Source organism: Vreelandella sp. 21, assembly GCF_050995515.1.
Lineage (GTDB): Bacteria > Pseudomonadota > Gammaproteobacteria > Pseudomonadales > Halomonadaceae > Vreelandella > Vreelandella alkaliphila.
Genome location: NZ_CP194673.1, coordinates 1,473,765 through 1,490,163, shown reverse-complemented (window position 1 = coordinate 1,490,163; position 16,399 = coordinate 1,473,765). Strand labels below are relative to the sequence as shown.

13 protein-coding genes are annotated in these 16,399 nt (G+C 53.6%); 6 read left to right on the top strand and 7 right to left on the bottom strand.

The annotated features are described in order from the left end of the window. The first annotated feature begins 14 nt into the window (after positions 1-14). Together ACN06F_RS06855 and ACN06F_RS06850 are read left to right on the top strand one after the other, a co-directional pair. Positions 15-884, top strand: a complete 870-nt coding sequence (locus ACN06F_RS06855; RefSeq protein ID WP_433924897.1) for an aldo/keto reductase — start codon at positions 15-17, stop codon at positions 882-884. Between the two features lie 40 nt (positions 885-924). Then, a complete protein-coding gene (locus ACN06F_RS06850) occupies positions 925-1,884 on the top strand; it encodes a carbohydrate kinase family protein (RefSeq protein WP_433924896.1) in 960 nt (319 codons plus the stop codon). 65 nt (positions 1,885-1,949) lie between these two features. On the opposite strand, the gene ACN06F_RS06845 is transcribed toward ACN06F_RS06850, so the two are convergent. The 4 genes from ACN06F_RS06845 to zwf form a co-directional block, all read right to left on the bottom strand. Next, a complete protein-coding gene (locus tag ACN06F_RS06845; protein ID WP_433924895.1) occupies positions 1,950-3,446 on the bottom strand; it encodes a glycoside hydrolase family 32 protein in 1,497 nt (498 codons plus the stop codon). 190 nt (positions 3,447-3,636) lie between these two features. After that, positions 3,637-4,299 carry a bifunctional 4-hydroxy-2-oxoglutarate aldolase/2-dehydro-3-deoxy-phosphogluconate aldolase gene (locus ACN06F_RS06840; RefSeq protein WP_038483316.1) on the bottom strand — a complete coding sequence of 221 codons (663 nt, stop codon included), beginning with the start codon at positions 4,297-4,299 and terminating at the stop codon, positions 3,637-3,639. 56 nt (positions 4,300-4,355) lie between these two features. Further along, positions 4,356-5,021 carry a 6-phosphogluconolactonase gene (pgl, locus tag ACN06F_RS06835; RefSeq protein ID WP_433924894.1) on the bottom strand — a complete coding sequence of 222 codons (666 nt, stop codon included), beginning with the start codon at positions 5,019-5,021 and terminating at the stop codon, positions 4,356-4,358. Between the two features lies 1 nt (position 5,022). After that, positions 5,023-6,516, bottom strand: coding sequence for a glucose-6-phosphate dehydrogenase (gene zwf, locus ACN06F_RS06830; protein WP_089037965.1), 1,494 nt, complete (start codon positions 6,514-6,516; stop codon positions 5,023-5,025). A 376-nt stretch (positions 6,517-6,892) separates the two neighbouring features. Between zwf and malE the strand changes: the two genes are divergently transcribed. The 4 genes from malE (at position 6,893) to ACN06F_RS06810 (ending at position 12,298) form a co-directional block, all read left to right on the top strand. Beyond that, a complete protein-coding gene (gene malE / locus ACN06F_RS06825) occupies positions 6,893-8,080 on the top strand; it encodes a maltose/maltodextrin ABC transporter substrate-binding protein MalE (RefSeq protein ID WP_433924893.1) in 1,188 nt (395 codons plus the stop codon). 59 nt (positions 8,081-8,139) lie between these two features. After that, entirely contained in the window at positions 8,140-9,708 is a 1,569-nt protein-coding gene (malF, locus tag ACN06F_RS06820; RefSeq protein WP_038483304.1) for a maltose ABC transporter permease MalF, read from the top strand. Between the two features lie 10 nt (positions 9,709-9,718). Continuing rightward, a complete protein-coding gene (malG, locus tag ACN06F_RS06815; RefSeq protein WP_089037962.1) occupies positions 9,719-10,609 on the top strand; it encodes a maltose ABC transporter permease MalG in 891 nt (296 codons plus the stop codon). Between the two features lie 201 nt (positions 10,610-10,810). Beyond that, positions 10,811-12,298: a TrkH family potassium uptake protein gene (locus tag ACN06F_RS06810; protein ID WP_253487560.1), complete on the top strand. Its 1,488-nt coding sequence runs from the start codon at positions 10,811-10,813 to the stop codon at positions 12,296-12,298. A gap of 22 nt (positions 12,299-12,320) precedes the next feature. Here the strand turns inward: ACN06F_RS06810 and ACN06F_RS06805 are convergent, their stop codons facing one another. The 3 genes from ACN06F_RS06805 to kdpC are packed head-to-tail and all read right to left on the bottom strand — an operon-like array spanning position 12,321 to position 16,399. After that, positions 12,321-13,037 (bottom strand): response regulator, encoded by a 717-nt coding sequence (locus ACN06F_RS06805; protein ID WP_433924892.1) that lies wholly within the window; start codon positions 13,035-13,037, stop codon positions 12,321-12,323. Next, positions 13,027-15,711, bottom strand: coding sequence for an ATP-binding protein (locus ACN06F_RS06800; RefSeq protein ID WP_433924891.1), 2,685 nt, complete (start codon positions 15,709-15,711; stop codon positions 13,027-13,029). Before ACN06F_RS06800 ends, ACN06F_RS06805 begins: the two co-directional genes overlap by 11 nt. 4 nt (positions 15,712-15,715) lie before the next feature. After that, positions 15,716-16,399, bottom strand: a complete 684-nt coding sequence (gene kdpC / locus ACN06F_RS06795; RefSeq protein ID WP_433924890.1) for a potassium-transporting ATPase subunit KdpC — start codon at positions 16,397-16,399, stop codon at positions 15,716-15,718.

The window sequence follows — 16,399 nt, the reverse complement described above, 5'->3', positions numbered from 1 at the left end:
TATTAGGAATGTCCATGCCTGCTCACACCTTCGATGTGCCTTTTGTTCTCGGCATGATGCGCCTGCATGAAGCACCAGAGATGCACCAGGCGAGCTATCTCGCCGACTGGATCGAAGCCCGTATCGAGCAGGGGTTGCACTGGTTCGACCATGCCGACATTTACGGGAACGGTGCGTGTGAGACGCTGTTTGGTCACGCGCTAAACACGCGCCCCGGACTATCAAAACGGCTTAAGGTGGTGACAAAAGCGAGCATCGCCAACGATAACCCAACCCACGGCTCTGGCAAGGTGAAACACTACAACGCCAGCCCGGATTATCTAAGCCGCGCCATTGACAATGCACTTAACCGCCTTAGCGTCGAGCGGCTAGATCACTTTTTAATTCATCGCCCTGACTTATTAATGAACGCAGAAGCAACTGGCCGTGCCCTTGATGACGCTATCGATGCAGGCAAAATTGGCGCTGCGGGCATTTCTAACCATTTGCCAAGTCAGTGGCGTAGGCTGCAAAACGCCATGCACCACCCTTTACGTGCCAACCAAATCGAACTTTCCATTAGCCATAACGCCCCCCTGTTTGATGGTAGCTTTGATGATCTATGCGCCGACGGCCATTGGCCGATGGCGTGGTCACCGCTAGCGGGCGGCACACTAATGCAAGGCGACGTCGGTAACGTTCTTAACCGCGTAGCTCGAGAGCAAAACGGCACCTCTAACGCGTTAGCGCTGGCTTGGCTGCGGTCACTGCCTGGTCGGCCGATTCCCGTTGTCGGCAGTGTGAAGCCTGAACGTATTGGTGACATGCTCGACGGGCCTGAGACGCTCTCAAGAGAGACATGGTACGAGCTGTTAGAGGCCGCGCGAGGCCACTGCGTCGCGTAACCCCTTCATCAATTAATAATATAATGACAAGGAATGACTTATGACGCCGGTGATTGCTTTCGGTGAAGCCTTGGTTGATATGTTGTCCAGCCGCTTAGGCGATGACACTGGCCAAGAAACCTTCACGCCTTACGCGGGCGGCGCGCCTGCTAACGTCGCGGTTGCCTGTGCCCGACTTAACGTACCCAGCCAGTTTTTAGGCATGGTGGGTGACGATACGTTTGGCCACTTCCTGATTCGTGAGCTAAAAAGCCATGGTGTGGATACTCAGGGTGTGGTGCTGACCAAAGAAGCACGCACTGCGCTGGCGTTTGTTTCTCGGGACAGCAGCGGCGAGCGCACGTTTGATTTTTATCGCCCACCGGCGGCCGACCTGCTTTATCGCTTAGAGCACCTGCCCCACGGCGTGTTTGAACAACCGGCGATTGTTCACTTATGCAGCAACAGTTTGACTGACCCTGAGATTGCCGATACCACCTTAGCGATTGCCGCTATGGCAAAGCGCGCGGGCTGTTTAGTCAGCGTGGATGCCAACCTCCGCCACAATCTGTGGACCGAAGGGTCAGCCGACCTCTGGCTAGTAACCGAGCTATTGGATAGCGCCGAGCTCGTTAAAGTCTCACTGGAGGAGCTTGATTATCTTCGTGGCGGGCATTCTCAGGAAGCGTGGCTATCTCAGCGGCTAGCCGCTGGGGTAAAAGTAATTTTAATCACAGACGGCCCTAACAAGGTGGTGCTGAAAGGTGTTGGCCTTGACCACACCATCACACCACCCCAGGTAACCGCGGTTGACACCACGGCTGGCGGTGATGCGTTTATTGGCGGCCTGCTGGCTGAGCTTTCACGGCACGGCATTGATGAGAACTGGTACCAGGACAGTGCCTTTCTAACCCGCGCGGTGGATATTGCCTGCCGCTGTGGTGCTCACGCAGTGACACGCCCAGGCGCCTACGCCGCACTGCCGACCCATAGTGATATTGAAGCGCTAAGAAATACGTAACGTCTGTAGCAAAAAAGGGCGTGCAACAGCACGCCCTTAACTATGTAATTACACGCTAAATCCTACTAACGCGCTACCGCACCTTTACTCGATACCACACTGCCACCGAGCAACCCTGCGCTTCCTTCCAGTACGTTGACCTCAATCGAGCCTGTTGTTTGAGTTGTAAAGCTAACCTGAGTAATCGCTCGTTGTTGCGTATCACCGTTCACCAGGATCTCCAGCGAGCCATGATCACACCACCACTCTAGCGTGATCGTTAAACCATCAACGCTGCCCGCTGCATGGTCACAGGCGAAATGGTCATCGAAAGCTGCTTGTCCGTTCACGCCGTTACGCGTGTAGCGAAGTGCAACGCCCTCTTCTCCCGCTTCAAGAGTAAGCTGTTGATGACCTCCCTGCTGAAGCGACAGCGCCACTCGGCTGCCAGCCGTTAAGGTCAGTTCAAGCACACCACGGCTTACCGGTGGCAACGAGGTTAAGACGCTATATTGCCCAACACCCAGCATCGCCTGTGGCGGGATAGTATGCGGTACGGCTGTCAGCGCCTCATGGCACTCGCTGGCGATACGTTGGCAAAGCTGAATGCCGCTCGATGTCGCACGCAGGGTTAACTCTCTGGGCAGACTCATCATTCCCCGCCAGCCAGCTTCAGGCGCATGATTGGCATACTGCCAATTATTCAGCCAAGCCACGGCTAAACGGCGCCCCGAAGTATTCGACCAGCTCTGCACGGCGTAAAAGTCACGCCCTTCATCCATCATCATGACGTCATCAGGCGAGTGGTCGTTAGTAAAACGCTGGCCGTCGAACTCGCCCACAAAATATTGCGTGAACGAGCCAAAGGCATTATCTGGCGTAGCCCCAATGCCAACGATTAATACCCAGCGGCTAGATAGCTGCCCATTGCTAGCGCCGTCCACTGGCAGCTCGAACAAATCGGGGCATTCCCAGGGGTGCTGAGTATGCGCGCCGTGGCCCTCGCCAAACGCACTGGCAAACTGCCAGTCCAATAGGTTTTCCGAGGTATAAAAATGAATTTCCTGACCACAAGCCAGCGCCATTACCCAACGCTGGGTAGCGGCATGCCACAACACTTTTGGGTCGCGAAAATCTTTAAATCCTGGCGCGGGTAGCACGGGGTTATTGGCGTATTGATGCCAAGTGCGCCCCTTGTCGCGGCTATAAGCCAAACACTGTGACTGCTCATAATCTTCAGGGTCATCGGAAAGCACTCGGTGGCAGGTATAAAACGCCAGCAGCCCCGGCTGGCCATCAAACAGACCCGTCACATCATGCTCATCCACGATGGCACTACCTGAAAAACATGCCCCTTGGGCGTCTGGCGCCAGCGCAATAGGCAAGTGCTCCCAACGGCAAAGATCGGTGCTTACCGCATGCCCCCAGTGCATGGGCCCCCATACCGTGCCGTGGGGATGGTATTGATAAAAGAGATGATACTCCCCTTCGAAATATACAAGCCCGTTGGGGTCATTCATCCAGCCAGTAGGCGGCGTAAAATGCAGCGTTGGCCTAAGAGGAGTAAATTTGACGAGATTCAATGTAAAAAACCCTAACTTAATCGATTAAGTTGAGGCTATCACGCTTTTTCCCTCTCTGCCCTACGCCGTTAGGTGGAGCGCATAAAAAAGCCCGAGCATGGCAATATGCTCGGGCAAATGACTTACCCACACGACCCGATATCAGTGAGGCAAGTAACGAGAGTGCTCGTGTCGATTTACATCGTATTCGTTAGTGGTGAAAACGCTCAGCGGCCTGACGGGCCAGCTCGCGAATACCGTCCCAATCCTCTGCTTCAACCATGGCTTTCGGCGTTAGCCAAGAACCGCCTACACACATAACATTGGGTAGTGACAGGTAGGTTTCAGCGTTATCAACCGTGATACCGCCGGTTGGGCAAAAACGTGCTTCGGGAATCGGCGCGCCAAAGGCTTTAATGGCTTTGGCACCACCACTGGACTCAGCTGGGAAAAACTTGAAGCGGCGATAGCCGTACTGCCAGCCTGTCATCAGCTCAGAGATCGTTGATACGCCGGGCAACATCGGCACCGGGCTCTCTACGCCATAGCGATAAAGCGCTTCTGTCGCGCCGGGTGTCACTACAAAATCCGCACCTACCTGTTCAGCTTGGCGGTATTGCGCGGGCGTTAACACGGTACCTACACCGATGCTGGCTCCCGGCAGCGCTTCTTTCATGCGTTTAATTGCTTCCAGCGCGCAGTCGGTACGCAAGGTAATTTCCAACACGCTTAAGCCACCTTCAACCAAGGCGCGACCTAGCGGTACCGCATCTTCAAGACGCTCAACGGTAATCACCGGAATGACCTCAGCCTTTAAGCAAATGCTGTCAAGCTCGGCAGTGCGCGTTGAGGGTAGCTGTTTATCGATTGTCATCAGTGAGTCTCCAAGCAGGTGTTACTGGCAAACGTTTATTGGCGAAAGCCCAGGCGTTACGGCGCCCAGTAGATCGCTAACGGGCAAGATAAAAACGCGCGAATAGGTAGCTTACGGACATCATCACCATTCATGGCGTTTGCCAATACGCTGCGCTTATCATCGCCAGTAATATGTAAAATATGTCGATGCGCCTGATGTAGGCGATCTGCCGAGAAGGTAATACGCGGCTGCGGCTGACTAGGCGTACGTACCGCGACAAGCGGCTCATCGGTAGAGAGCGCTAAACCTAGTTCTAGGCTGTCGGGGAACAGCGACGCTGTATGGCCATCGCCGCCCATTCCCAAGATCACAACGCTGGCGGGCCAAGGCAGAGATGCCGTGCGTTTGACAACCTCATCAATCCCTTCTTCCGGCGTCGAGGCATCTGAGGTTAGCGGTACGAAGTTGGCGTTCGCAGCCGCTCCTTGAAGCAGGTTTTCGCGCACCAGCTTGGCATTGCTATCGCTACTTTCCTCACCCACCCAGCGTTCGTCGGCCAACGTGATATCAATGCGCTCCCAAGGCAGCGGTTTGGCTGCCAGCGCTTTAAAAAATGGCACCGGCGTAGAGCCACCCGAGACGACTAGTAGCGCGCGCTCTTGGCGACTCAAGTCTTCGGCCAATGCCTGGAAGACCGCTTCAGCCAGCTGTTGTGCTAGCGCTTGACGTGCTTCGCTCATATTAATAATCCTCGTACCAACTGCGGCCATCTTGGGTAATCATGGCGATGGAGGCGACCGGCCCCCAAGAGCCTGCCGGATAACGGCGCGGCGGTGTTTCGCGGGCTTTCCAACCGTCGATGAGCTGGTCGCACCAACGCCAAGCGTGCTCAACTTCGTCGCGGCGCACGAACAGATACTGTTGGCCTTTCATGACTTCCAGTAGCAAGCGCTCATAGGCATCTGGGATACGTGATTTGGGGAACGCGCTGTTAAAGTCCAGGTGCAACGGGCCAGGGCGCAGGCGCATGCCTTTATGCAAACCGCTGTCTTTGGTGAGCACCTGAAGCGCGATCCCTTCATCCGGCTGCAGGCGAATGATCAGCTTGTTAGACGCAATCCCCCGCTGATCAGGATCAAAAATGTAGTGCGGCTGCTGGCGGAAGTGGATCACGATTTGGGACAGTTTTTCAGGCATGCGCTTACCGGTACGCAGGTAGAACGGCACACCCGCCCAGCGCCAATTTGAAACCTCGGTTTTCATTGCCACAAAGGTTTCGGTCTGGCTCTGGGTATTCGCCCCTTCTTCTTCCAGGTAGCCGGGTACCGGCTGACCATCGTTGGTGCCCGCGGTATATTGCCCACGTACTACATCACGTCCCAGAGCCTCACCGGTAAACGGCTTTAGGGCTTTCAGCACTTTTACTTTCTCATCACGAATCGCGTCGGCATCCAGGTTGGAAGGCGGGTCCATGGCAATCAAACATAGCAATTGGAGCAAGTGGTTTTGCACCATATCGCGAAGCTGCCCGGCATCATCGAAGTAGCCCCAGCGCCCTTCAATGCCGACCTTTTCTGCAACGGTAATTTCTACATGGGAAATATGGTTCTGATTCCATTGCGTCCCGAACAACGGGTTAGCAAAGCGCAGCGCAATCAGGTTCTGTACCGTTTCTTTACCTAAATAGTGGTCAATACGGTAAATACGCGACTCAGGAAAAACGGCTCCAATAGCGTCGTTAACTTCTTCTGATGACACTAGATCGTAGCCGATGGGCTTCTCAACGATGACCCGCGTTTGCTCATCCAGGCTGCCACTCGCCTCAAGGTTGCGGCAAATATCGCCGTAGATCATTGCGCCAACGGATAAATAAACCACCATGGGGCGATCAGAGCCTTCGCGCCATTCACGTATTTGCTCAAAACCCTCAGCTTTTTTGAAATCCAGCTGGCAATAGTCAAGCCGATTTAGAAAACGCTCGAGACTCTCTTTATCCTGCTCATCTTTTTTTAGCCGCTTTTGCAGCGCGCCGCTGACCAATTGGCGGAATGCAGCGGTGTCATGCGCTTGACGTGCCAGCCCCATAATCCGCGTGCTTGCGGGCATTAAGCCCTCACGGTCAAGGTGATAAAGCGCAGGAAACAGCTTGCGCATCGCAAGATCGCCCAGCGCCCCAAACAGCGCTAAATCGATAGCGTGTTTCTGATCGCCCAGCGGGGAATGTGACTGGCTCATCTCAGCTCCTATTTATAATTAGATGATCTAATGTAGTTAGATTACCTAAAATCTATCTGATATCGGGCATTATACGCAACATTACATGTAATTTTACTACAAAAAAATAGCGTTGCCTCCCCAATTACGTCTTTTAACGTTATTTACGTCTCTCTTTAAGTAGTGCCGTCTCTGAGCAGTACCGATGCCGACACCTAACGTTATACCGCTTTATTGTTACCTTTCATTCCACTCTACGCCCCTTGGATACGCCATCGCTACGCCCCTTGAGGATGAGGTGACGTTGCGCGTAATTGGCGACGCTGGCACTGACTAAAGCGCTGCTCATCAAAATATTCGCAGCACTCTACGACAACAACAATGAGGTATTTACATTATGGCAACGTCTCGCCCCATTATGATGCCACTATTAGCCGCCACGCTGGCTGCCAGTGCCGCTCTTCCCGCCGTTGCGTTTGAGGACGATCGCCTGACTATCTGGATGGGTGATAATAAAGGTCAAGAAGGCATTCGTGAGGTTGCCGAGCAGTTTCGTGAAGAAACAGGCATCGAAGTTGAGGTGGTATTTCCCGATAACCTTACCGACCGCTTTCAGCAGGCGGCAGGAAGTGGCCAGGGGCCGGACATCGTCATCTGGGCTCACGACCGCATGGGCGAGTGGGCACAAAGCGGCTTATTGAAACAAGTCGCCCCAAGTGACAGCTTCCGCGAGGCGTTTTACGACTTCACCTGGGAAGCTGCGCTGTGGAATGGTGAAACCTACGGCTACCCGATATCGGTAGAGTCACTGGGCCTCATTTACAACAAAGCCCTGGTAGAAACACCGCCAGAAAGTTTTGCCGAGCTGATGGAGCTTGACGAAACGCTCTCTCAAGACGGAAAAAAGGCCATCTTATTTGATTACAGCGAGCCGTATTACGGCTGGACCTTACTAGCGGCCAACGGCGGCTACCCTTTCAAGCAGACTGACAGCGGCTATGACGTCAGCGATATAGGCGTTAACAACGAAGGTGCCTTACAAGGGGCAGAACTGCTGGTTGAGTTGATCGAAAGCGATGTACTCCCCCGCGGCACTGATTACAACCTGATGGACACCCGCTTTAACCAGGGCGAAGTGGCTACCATGATTAGCGGCCCATGGGCTTGGCCGAACCTGGAGCGTAGCGGAATTGACTACGGCGTCGCGTTACTGCCGAAAGTGGGCAATGAGCGTGCTAAACCCATGTTTGGCGTGATGACGGCAATGATTAACTCCGCCACACCTAATGATTTTCTCGCCGTGGAGTTTTTAGAAAACTACCTGCTTAGCGAAGAGGGCATGCACACATTCAACAGCGACGGCTCACTGGGAGCGGTTGCTCATATCGATTATCAGGCTGAGCTTGCTGATAATCCTAACATTGCCGCGACGCTTGAAAATGCCGAAGTCGGTATGCCCATGCCAAATATTCCTGAAATGGGTGCTTTCTGGGCAGCCATGGAGCCCGCCCTGCAAAACATCGGCAGTGGACGCCAATCGCCCCAAGAAGCGCTGGATGCCGCTGCACGGCGTATGCGCCAGTAAGCTTTTTCTGCCCTTCTGCCCGGTAGCCAATAACACCGGGCAGCTTTCAGGATGTCACTATGTATACCACTAACGCCTCTCGTGGCCTTCCCCGCCACCGCTCTCGCCATCTCACCGAACGCTACACCCGCTGGGCACTTCGCTGCGTCATTGCCACCTTGGTAATCGCGCTGTTATGGCTGGTAGTCGCCTTTCACCTTAACGGCCAGTGGATGTTCGCGCTGCTCTTTCTAGTGCTGGGCGCCTCGCTAGGCGTGGTGTTTACCAAACGCACGTTAATGAGCCACCGGTATATTTTTCCTGCCGTGGCGGGGCTGGGCGTATTTGTTATTTTCCCGCTGCTTTACACCATCGGCATTAGCTTTAGTAATTACAGCTCAAGCAACCTGTTATCGGAAGAGCGCGTGCGCGGCCAGTTGATGAGCCAAACCTATCAACAGGAAGGCAACGCGTTTGAGCTAACGCTTTACCAAGCAGGTGAGCTTGTCCGCTTATACCTGGAAAACAGTGAGGCAGACACGCCCCAGCGTTTCGTTTCTTCACCGCTCAACTTCGCCAACCATGAAACCCGCCAAATAGGCATTCAGGCAGTAGACGCTTCGCCTGCCCAAGAGCCACTGGGAATGCGCGCTATTATCCAGGCACGTGATTCTCTGCAAGGGCTTAGGCTGCTGACACCGGATGGCGCGGAGCTGCGTATGGCAGGGTTACGCCAGTTTGCCCCTATGGTAGATCGCTATGAAGCTCGTGAAGACGGCTCGCTTTATGATCGCCGCGATGACCGCGTTCTTACCCCCGACCCCGCTAGCGGATTTTTTATCGCTGATAACGGTGAAAGCATCACGCCGGGATGGCCAGTCAATGTAGGGTTTACCAACTATACGAAGATATTCACCGACCCCGACATTCGCGGCCCGTTCATGCAAATTTTTGTGTGGACCTTTGTGTTTGCCGCACTGACGGTGGTCTTCACCCTAGCCGTTGGCTTTGTGCTGGCGTCACTGTTGCAGTGGGACCAACTCAAGGGCAAAGCCGTTTATCGCACGCTGTTAATTCTGCCTTACGCCGTGCCCGCCTTTATCTCCATCCTGATTTTTAAAGGCATGTTTAACCAACACTTCGGTGAAGTGAATATGATTCTGGACACGCTGTTTGGTGTTCGTCCAGAGTGGTTCACCGACCCGTGGCTGGCGCGCTCCATGCTGCTGATTGTTAATACGTGGTTGGGCTACCCCTATATGTTGCTGCTGTGCATGGGGCTAATCCAAGCTATCCCCCAAGATCTCTACGAAGCCTCGGCGGTAGATGGCGGCGGCCCTATTACCAACTTGTTCAAGATTACCCTGCCACTGATTATTAAACCGCTAACACCACTGTTAATTGCCGCCTTTGCATTTAACTTCAATAACTTTGTGCTAATTGCACTATTAACCGGCGGCAACCCTGACATTTTGGGCGCCAGCACCCCAGCAGGCACCACCGATCTATTGGTCAGCTACACCTACCGCATTGCCTTCCAGGATGCCGGACAGAACTTTGGGCTGGCAGCCGCCATCGCAACGCTCATTTTCCTCTTGGTCGCGGGTATGTCGTTGCTTAATTTGCGCCTTTCCAAGGTTAAGGTTTAGGAGGTTACTCATGGCCATGGTTCAACCCCGTTCTGTGGGCGCGCGCCGCTTGGGCGCTCACCTTGCACTGATCTGCTTTGTTTCGCTGATTGTCTTCCCACTACTGTTGGTGATTTCAATCTCATTCCGCGAGGGTAACTTTGCCTCTGGCAGCTTGATTCCCGAGAATTTCTCGTTGGAACACTGGTCTCTGGCACTGGGAATTCCCTGGGAGCGCCCGGATGGCAGTATTGTTCAACCGCCCTTTCCCGTGCTGTTGTGGCTGTGGAACTCGATAAAAGTGGCGGTAGTTTCTTCGGTGTTGATTCTAATGTTAGCGACGACGAGCGCTTACGCCTTCGCACGCATGCGCTTTAAAGGCAAAGAACCGCTTTTGAAAGGTATGCTGATTTTCCAGATGTTCCCAGCCGTACTGTCGCTTGTGGCGCTCTACGCCCTGTTTGATCGACTGGGACAGTTTGTTGGCTGGTTAGGCATCAACACCCACGGCGCGTTGATCGTGGCATCACTGGGCGCAGTCGCGCTGCATATCTGGACCATTAAAGGCTACTTTGAGTCGATTGATGGCTCGCTGGAAGAAGCGGCTATGGTCGATGGTGCCAGCACTTGGCAAGCGTTCCGCTACATTCTGCTGCCGCTGTCGATTCCCATTTTGATGGTGGTTTTTATTCTGGCTTTCGTGATGAGCATCATGGAATATCCCATGGCCTCAGTACTGCTGGTGGATGAGCACAAACTCACCCTGGCGGTAGGTGCCCAACAATACCTTGCCGACCACAACCAGCGCTGGGGCAACTTTGCCGCTGCTGCTGTGCTTTCCGGCCTGCCCATTACCGTTGCGTTCTTGATCTGTCAGCGCTGGATTATTGGCGGATTAACCGCTGGGGGCGTCAAAGGCTAACTTCCTGGATTTAACTACTCAGTACACCACTCCCGATTCCTCGCTTGAGCACCTTGCTCGTCACCGGCTCTATTGATAGGGCCGGTTTTTTCATCACTGAGTTCATCACTTGAGTATTTTTTTAGAGAATTTTTACGGACTTTTTGTAGTTGCCATGGTGTTATATCGCGATCAACATTAGGGCAATTTAAGAGCGGATATATGACCATCTTTCCCAGCGGGATTTACTATCGAGACGCTTACCGCAATTGGGCACAAATATTTAAAATCATGGCAGTGTTATGGTTAGTGCTTGCCATGTTTATGACACTGCCTTGGATTGTTCTGGTTATTGAAAAAGATCCTGACGCTCCCGCGTTCGGGATGTCGCTTCTCATTATTCTGAGCGCCACGCTGATCACTTGGTTGCTAACCCGCCGAGTATCGCTGGAGCTGAAGCCCTGGCAAATGTTTATATTGACGGCGGGCAGCTGGACCAGTATCAGCTGTTTTGCCAGCCTCCCGCTTATTTTAGGTGCGCCCCAACTTAGCGTCACAAATGCAGTCTTTGAGTCGGTCTCCGCGATTACCACCACCGGGTCAACCATATTATCTGGGATCGAAGATTTATCCGACGGCCTAAAGCTGTGGCGGGGCTTAATGCAGTGGATGGGTGGTATCGGCATTATCGTCATGGGCATCGCTATTCTGCCGTTTCTTAAAGTAGGCGGCATGCGGCTATTCCATACTGAATCTTCGGATTGGTCCGATAAAGTAATGCCCCGTACGGGAGGTATTGCAAAAGCGACGCTAACTATCTACGTGGGGCTGACACTACTGGCCATGCTGAGCTATTGGGTCGGTGGAATGCTGCCGTTAGATGCCGTGGTTCACGGAATGACATCACTAGCGACCGGTGGCTTTGCGAACTCTGACGCCTCGTTTGGTGCCTACTCTGAGCAGCCGTGGTTGGTATGGATGGGTAGCTTTTTTATGCTGAGTGGTGCGCTACCCTTTGTCTTATATATTCGCTTTATTCGTACCTCCCGCAGCGCACTGTGGAAAGACCAACAGGTGCGTGGTTTGTTAAAACTGCTGCTAACGGCGATTTTAATTCTTAGCGCATGGCGCGTTTTACAAGGCGATGATTGGTTTGTCTCGCTCACCCACGTCACGTTTAACGTCGTTTCGGTTGTGACCACCACTGGCTATGCATCCGACGACTATACGCTGTGGGGTTCATTACCTATCGCTGCGTTCTTCTATCTTACGTTTATGGGTGGCTGTAGCGGCTCTACTAGCGGTGGTATGAAAATTTTCCGGTTCCAAATCGCTATGCTGATGCTGCGTAACCAATTGCGCTACCTGATTCACGCTAATGGTGTTTTTACAACGCGCTATAATCAGCAGCCGGTGACCAATGATATTTCCCGCAGCGTAGTGGCCTTCTCTTTCTTCTTCTTTATTACGATTGCAGTGCTTGCCTTGAGCCTTTCAGCATTGGGATTGGACTTAGTCACTGCCCTTTCCGGTGCGGCCACTGCAGTGGCGAATGTAGGCCCGGGTCTCGGTGACACCATTGGCCCGGCAGGTAACTTTGCAACACTACCCGATGCCGCTAAATGGCTACTGTGCCTCGGCATGTTAATGGGGCGCCTGGAGATTTTAACGGTCGTGGTGCTGCTCACGCCGATGTTCTGGCGACGCTAACCTTGTTAGAGCGGCGCTACGCTCAAGGGCGCAGTGCGGCTTCTACCAATAATCGATACCCGATGCCTGCTTCTGTTTGAAGCAGGGTTGGTGTTTGTGGGTCATCCCCCAGTTTCTGCCTTAGCCGGCTGATCACGATGCGCAAATAGTGCGTATCATCAACATGCGTTGGCCCCCAAATTTCTTTTAACAACTGGGTCTGGGTAACGACTCGCCCGGCGTAGCGGCACAGGCGCGCTAACACAGCGAACTCTTTGCGCGTTAAATGCACATCGTCTTGCTGTAGTGTGACCCGCCTTAGCTCCAGATCAATCGCTAAACCCTGACTGACATAGTAACTCGATGTTTGCTCTCCCCGAACTTTCTGGGCCAAGCGCAATACCGCTCTTATACGCGCGAGTAACTCTTGAATGCCAAAGGGCTTAGTAACGTAATCGTTGGCACCGTTATCCAACGAAAAGACTTTCTCTTCTTCTCGATCACGAACAGATACCACAATGACCGGTACGGTACTGTGCTCACGTATACCCTGCAGTACTTCGTGGCCGTCCATATCAGGCAAGCCTAAATCGAGCAGCACGACGTCAGGGGCTTGGGTATACACCATGGCTAACGCCTGCTCGCCATTCTCTGCTTCCAATACTGCGTAGCCCTGAGAGGCTAAACTGATACGCAGAAATCGCCGAATCTGCTGCTCATCATCAACAATTAGAATGCGACCGCTGCCTTCACTCTTCATCACCCCTCCTAATATCTGCACCTAACAGTGGCAGCGTTATAATAATCGCGGTACCTCGCCCACTTTCGCCCGTACCGGCCATAATAGTGCCGCCATGGGCACCAATCATGCCACGACATATGGCCAAACCAAGGCCGCTGCCATGAGCACTTCTATCGCCGTCGCCACCGCTGTAAAACATATCGAATACCTGCTCGCGTAGCTCGGGGGAAATACCAGGGCCTTGATCTTCAACAGTAATCACCAACGTTGCGGGATCACCTTCAGTGAAGTGCGCCTTTATGCTCAATTCACCCCCTGGTGGTGAAAAACGTTGAGCGTTATCCAAGACATTCACCAACGCTTGTTCTACCAGCGCAGGGTGGACATAAAGTAGCGGTAACGAAGGAGGCCAGGACTTGCGGACAACGACATGCTTAAGTGACTGACCCAAGCGTTTGAGCGCTGAATTAATAACGTCGTCAAACGCTACCCAGTCTCGCTCAATTTTTAACGTGCCGTGACCTAGCCGGGTCATATCCAACAAGTTTTGTATGTATCGATTGAGGCGCTCACTTTCGGACAAAATGCCATCAAGCAGCTCACGTTGATCGCTATCGCTTAGCTGCGGTTTGAGTTCAATCAACGAACTGGCTGAGCCAATAATAGAAGAGAGTGGTGTACGTAGGTCATGAGACACCGATGAGAGTAACGCAGAGCGCAGGCGTTCGTTCTCTTCGGAGACACGGGTTGTGTTCAGCTCTGCCACTAGTCGGGTGCGCTCTAGCGCCATACTAAGCTGACGCACCAGCGTATCCATTAACGACTCACGCTCGTAGGTGAGCGCTTTTAGGCTTTCCGACAGTTTAAGCGCCAGCATCCCTACTTTTTCTCCCTGCACTGTCAGGGGTATCAAGCGCCAAGCCTGTTGACTCAGGGTGTCTGTGCCTTGACCACTGGGCTTTTGATGCTGCCAACTCCACACCGCCGCTTGCTTAGCGGCCATGTCCAAACGGACCGAATCCGGCAGCGCATGCACAACTCGAACTTCATTCGCGCTTTCGGCGCTTTCAATAAATACCGTAGGCACCGCAAAGCACTGCACCAATGTATCAACGCCAATTTTTGCTGCACTGGCGCTGTCTGTCGCGGTTGATAGCTGTTCGGCATAACGCAACAAAAGCTGGGTCTGATCGCGGCTAGCACGCAGTGCAATTAAACGCCGCCGCCCCCTACCCGCAAGCTGCCCAACCACCACGGCCACGAGCAAGAAGAACACTGCAGTCAGCAGTTGCCCACGCTCCACCATGGCAAAGGTTAGACGTGGCTCGGTAAAGAAAAAGTTAAATACTAAAAAGCTCGCGATGGCACTAAACATCGCCATGGCGGTACCCGCCCATACGGCACTAAACAGTACGGCCACTAAAAACACTAATGATAAGTTGGCCAGCTCAAGCCAGGGCTCTAGCATGACAGCCACCCCTAGGGATGCCGTCACCGCCAAGCTAGTGGCCAGTAATTGGGGAGGACGCAGTTTCCAGCCATGCCGCCATCTATTGGCGCGTTGTTTCACAGCCCCTTTAGCCACTACAACAATATCGAACGCTTCGGCATGCGCCATCAAGCGTTGGGCCAGTGGCCGTGACCATTTCCACCAGCGACGCTTCGCTTCGCGGCCTACCACAATGGTGGTCGCGTTAATTGAACGTGCATAGTTGAGAACTTCGCTTAGCTGACTATGCCCTTGTAAACGTATTGAATCGCCACCCAGCCGAGTAACCAGGCTGAAAACTTGTTCAATGGCCAGCTGCTGCTCTGGGGAGGCAATTCCTTTATCAACATAGACCGCTCGCCATACCGCCAAACGCCGCTCTGCCATCCGATGAGCCGCGCGAACCAGCGATACGTCGTCTTCACTGCCATTAATCACCACCAGCAGGTGCGGCCTTACCGGCCAGGGGCCTGCCCTACCACCAGCATCCATTGCCACTTTAACATCAGCATCCACTCGCTCGGCCATGGTTTGAATTGCCAGCTCACGCAGCGCGTTGAGATTGGATTCATTAAAGTAACCTTCCATGGCAGCACGGGCTTGTTCGGGTATATAGACTTTGCCACGCCTTAAGCGCTCAAGGAGCTCGTCAGGCGTTAAGTCAACAAGCGATACGTCTCGGGCGCGCTCTAACAGCGCATCAGGCACCGTTTCGCGCATGCGAATCCCAGTAATCCGCGCGACATCATCATTCAAACTTTCGAGATGCTGGACGTTAACGGTTGTCCACACGTCAATACCTGCATCCAGCAGCTCTTCAATATCCTGGTAACGACGCGGGTGCCGACTGCCGGGGATATTACGGTGGGCAAGTTCGTCCACCAGCAAAATAGTGGGACGCCGCGCCAGGGCGGCATCAATATCAAATTCATAGAAGGTTCGGCCATAGTGCTTTAAAGGCGCTAACGGAAGCCGTGCCACCCCATCACACAAGGCTTCGGTATCAGCGCGACCGTGTGACTCCACCACGCCAATGACAATATCTTCACCTTCCTCTGCCCGTTCACGGGCGGTGCGAAGCATGGTGTATGTTTTACCAACACCGGGTGCGGCTCCCAGAAATACACGCAAACAGCCGCGCGCCTCTCGGCGCGCGGCTTTTAGCAATGTATTGGGATCGGGTCGCTGATCCGCTGAATACATTGGTTTACTCCATGGTGTCTGAAGCCGTCGGGGTGACGGGTGCTGGGGTTAATGGCGCTGCGGTGGTTGATGATACTGGAAAACGATCATCCAAACTGACATTCAGCCGCAACACATTCACCACCGGTGAGCCCAGCCAGCCTGTGTTTTCAAGTGCTTGATCAATTAGCGCCGTCACAGTAGCTTCATCGATGCCGCGTGCTTGCGCTACTCTGGCAACCTGTAGCTCAGCCGCCTCGGGGGAGATATGCGGGTCGATACCGGAGCCGGACGCGGTAATCAGATCAACAGGGATTTGATCGACACTTACGTTTTCACGTTGAGCAATGGCATTTGCATCTGCCTGGGCACGCTCGCGCAGCGATACGTTGCTCGGCGCCAAGTTAGATCCTGAGACATCACCTGCGTCATTGCCCGCTGCTGATGGGCGGCCAATAAAATACTCATCGCTGACAAACGTTTGGGACACCAGGCTTGACCCGACCACCCGACCAGAGGCGTCTCGAACCAAACTCCCTTGCGCCTGCTCGGGGAATAACCAGCCACCCAGTGTTGTGGTAACCAACGGGTAAATCAGCCCCAGAAGAACTGCCATTACCACCATAAAGCGAAGTGCATTGCCCCAGGAAGCCTTTGCCTGCAGCACATCGTCATTCGCAGCGATCTGGCGTTTCATATCTACATTCAT

Coding starts and splice junctions, on each gene's coding strand:
- ACN06F_RS06855 (WP_433924897.1), top strand. CDS start 15: ATGCCTGCTCACACCTTCGATGTGCCTTTTGTTCTCGGCATGATGCGC.
- ACN06F_RS06850 (WP_433924896.1), top strand. CDS start 925: ATGACGCCGGTGATTGCTTTCGGTGAAGCCTTGGTTGATATGTTGTCC.
- ACN06F_RS06840 (WP_038483316.1), bottom strand. CDS start 4,299: ATGACAATCGATAAACAGCTACCCTCAACGCGCACTGCCGAGCTTGAC.
- pgl (WP_433924894.1), bottom strand. CDS start 5,021: ATGAGCGAAGCACGTCAAGCGCTAGCACAACAGCTGGCTGAAGCGGTC.
- zwf (WP_089037965.1), bottom strand. CDS start 6,516: ATGAGCCAGTCACATTCCCCGCTGGGCGATCAGAAACACGCTATCGAT.
- malE (WP_433924893.1), top strand. CDS start 6,893: ATGGCAACGTCTCGCCCCATTATGATGCCACTATTAGCCGCCACGCTG.
- malF (WP_038483304.1), top strand. CDS start 8,140: ATGTATACCACTAACGCCTCTCGTGGCCTTCCCCGCCACCGCTCTCGC.
- malG (WP_089037962.1), top strand. CDS start 9,719: ATGGCCATGGTTCAACCCCGTTCTGTGGGCGCGCGCCGCTTGGGCGCT.
- ACN06F_RS06810 (WP_253487560.1), top strand. CDS start 10,811: ATGACCATCTTTCCCAGCGGGATTTACTATCGAGACGCTTACCGCAAT.
- ACN06F_RS06805 (WP_433924892.1), bottom strand. CDS start 13,037: ATGAAGAGTGAAGGCAGCGGTCGCATTCTAATTGTTGATGATGAGCAG.
- ACN06F_RS06800 (WP_433924891.1), bottom strand. CDS start 15,711: ATGTATTCAGCGGATCAGCGACCCGATCCCAATACATTGCTAAAAGCC.
- kdpC (WP_433924890.1), bottom strand. CDS start 16,399: ATGAATGTAGATATGAAACGCCAGATCGCTGCGAATGACGATGTGCTG.